Source organism: Candidatus Synechococcus spongiarum SH4, assembly GCF_000586015.1.
Lineage (GTDB): Bacteria > Cyanobacteriota > Cyanobacteriia > PCC-6307 > Cyanobiaceae > Synechococcus_B > Synechococcus_B spongiarum_F.
In genome coordinates this window covers 1-2,213 of the sequence record NZ_JENA01000263.1, presented here as the reverse complement: position 1 = coordinate 2,213, position 2,213 = coordinate 1, and the positions used below count along the sequence as shown (strand labels likewise).

The following is a 2,213-nucleotide window of genomic DNA, read 5'->3' as shown; positions in this document are numbered from 1 at the left end:
GTCTCCTGCTCCCTTCCCCCCCCTTGCTGTTGGCTGGTTTCACCATGAGATCCCCGTCTTCAGCCGTTGCCCCACAGCACCCCTATTGCCTTCTCTGCCGTCCTTCCGGGGGTCACCCCGTCTTCCGGTTATGGGTCCTGAGGCCGGGGAAGCGTCAGCGGACTCTGCAACATCACTCGATGTATCAAAGACCCTGATTCGGGGTGAATCCGGCCTCTTGATCCGACCATGGCAAGGCAAAATGGGTAACGAGTCTACGTGACCGTTTCCCATGTATACGGACTTCACCGCAGCCGTCCTGCTCCTGCTTTCCGCTGTTCCCCTGGCGGCCGTTGTGGTTGCCGCTGGTTATTGGGCCTATCGGCAAAGAAAGCTGGGCAACGAGCAACTCTCGCAGCAGCGCTGAGAAAGTCCCTGGCGTCAGGACGATGCCAGGCCGCTAGCCTCCCCGCTTCATGGCCCGCATCGAGGCGCGCAACCGTTGCAGGTTGGCGCCAAATTGCTTCAGCCCCAAGGGGGAACCTGGTGCATCGTCCCAGCTTGCGGACAGCACCCCGTAGCTGAGGCCCAACAGTCCCAGCACGAAGAACACCCCCGACACCCCGATGGTGACAATGGGCTCAATCCGCATGATCCCTTGGTTCATCAGCACGTAGCTGAGCACAAACACCCCCATGGCCATCACGGTGGGAACCCCGCTCAGCAGGAGAACGCGACGCACCATCCGGTTGGCCACATGGTCGGGGATACCGGAACGTGAACGTTGCCGGTCCCTCCTTTCCGCCGGATTCCGTGGGGAGGCTGTCTTCTGAACCTTCCTCTTCCCAGGATTCCCCACGGCATCCCCGGATCCGCCAAAGCCCCTGGATGGTTGTTCAGCAGTGGCCATGGCCCTAGCCCCTGAGCTTCAGGCGTTTGATCAACTCCCGGTACGCCCCGTCGTCCCGCTGACGGATGTAGCTGAGCAGTCGTTTGCGGCGCCCGATCATCTTCAGCAGTCCCTGGCGGGAGGCGTAGTCCTGATTGTTGCGCTGCAGGTGCTGACTCAACTGATTGATGCGCTCGCTCAGCATGGCTACCTGCACCGGTGCTGAGCCCGTGTCAGTGCCATGGATCTGATAGCCGTTAATCAGGGCCTGCTTCGTGGCCACGGTGAGGGCCATGGAAATCCTTGGGTGAAACGATGTTGAGGCAAAAGCATACCTCAACATCATCCATGGCCCTGCTGACGGCAGGCCAGCCAGCGCAGACAGCCACGGATCCAGTCCTCCGGGCTCTTGGCATCCTGGTCCACCGCCACGGCCGTTAGCGCCTGATGCACCTCTCCGGGTTCATAGCCCAAAGCCGTCAGGGTCAACTCCACGTCCTGCCGTAGCGCCCCGGTGGGCAACGGGGCAGCAGCATCCATCAGCGCCACCTCCTCTTCCTGGCCAAAGCGCTCCGCCAGCTTGCGGCGCAACTCCACCGCCAACCGCTCTGCACTGCGGCGCCCCACCCCCGGCGCCTGGCTCAGGCGTTTCAGGTCCGCCTGCACCAGGGCCTGCACCAGCTCGGGCAAGGGGAAAAACCCCAGCAACCCGAGGGCCAGTTGGGGTCCGACGCCACTGACACCGATGAGTTCACGAAACAACTCCCGCTCCGCATCGGTCTCAAAGCCAAAGAGCAGCCAGCCGTCATCCCGCACCTGCAAGTGGGTACACAGGGCCAGTTGCCGGGGACCATCCGACCGCTGGGGCAACCCCCTCACATGGCTGTGGAAGCGCTGGTGCAGCACCACCTCGTAGCCAACGCCATGGCACACCAGCAACACCCCCTGACGGGCGCCCCGCTGCCAGAACTGGCGCACCTCCCCTTCCAGCCAGCCAATCATGGGCGATTTCAATCTGGGATCAGCTTAGCGATGGCCCGAAAACAGGGACCGGTTCGAGCCACCCTTGAAGTTGCCGGATGGCGTCCTTCTCCTGTTGTGTTGGATTGTTCACCACTGACGTGATCAGGCGAATGCCCAGGCCTGCGGCTCCGATCAGTCCCAATGGCCCCATCACCACCGTCAACGACGGGATCAGCATTAAGGCGATGGCCATGAAAATTGAGACGGGAAGGGCGCCGGCGGCTGACAGACCGCTGGTCTTCACAATGCTCAGCAAGGTTGCTTTACGTTGCTCATGGTTTCCGTTCACCAGTTCGTCACGGTGGATCAAGAGTTGATCCAC

Annotated in this window: 5 protein-coding genes; 1 reads left to right on the top strand and 4 read right to left on the bottom strand. The window is 62.0% G+C overall.

Translation table 11 applies throughout. The annotated features are described in order from the left end of the window. The first annotated feature begins 271 nt into the window (after positions 1 to 271). Entirely contained in the window at positions 272 to 406 is a 135-nt protein-coding gene (locus BG35_RS13850) for a hypothetical protein (RefSeq protein ID WP_269087837.1), read from the top strand. 33 nt (positions 407 to 439) lie between these two features. On the opposite strand, the gene BG35_RS0109475 is transcribed toward BG35_RS13850, so the two are convergent. The 4 genes from BG35_RS0109475 to BG35_RS13275 all read right to left on the bottom strand — a co-directional run. After that, a complete protein-coding gene (locus tag BG35_RS0109475; RefSeq protein WP_025782628.1) occupies positions 440 to 889 on the bottom strand; it encodes a PAM68 family protein in 450 nt (149 codons plus the stop codon). A 4-nt stretch (positions 890 to 893) separates the two neighbouring features. Beyond that, complete coding sequence (rpsO, locus tag BG35_RS0109470; protein WP_025782627.1) at positions 894 to 1,163, bottom strand: 30S ribosomal protein S15; 270 nt, start codon at positions 1,161 to 1,163, stop codon at positions 894 to 896. A 47-nt stretch (positions 1,164 to 1,210) separates the two neighbouring features. Continuing rightward, positions 1,211 to 1,870 carry a Holliday junction branch migration protein RuvA gene (gene ruvA / locus BG35_RS0109465; protein ID WP_025782626.1) on the bottom strand — a complete coding sequence of 220 codons (660 nt, stop codon included), beginning with the start codon at positions 1,868 to 1,870 and terminating at the stop codon, positions 1,211 to 1,213. A gap of 19 nt (positions 1,871 to 1,889) precedes the next feature. Continuing rightward, positions 1,890 to 2,213: hypothetical protein (locus BG35_RS13275; protein WP_236619849.1), on the bottom strand; the 324-nt coding region annotated here is incomplete at its 5' end.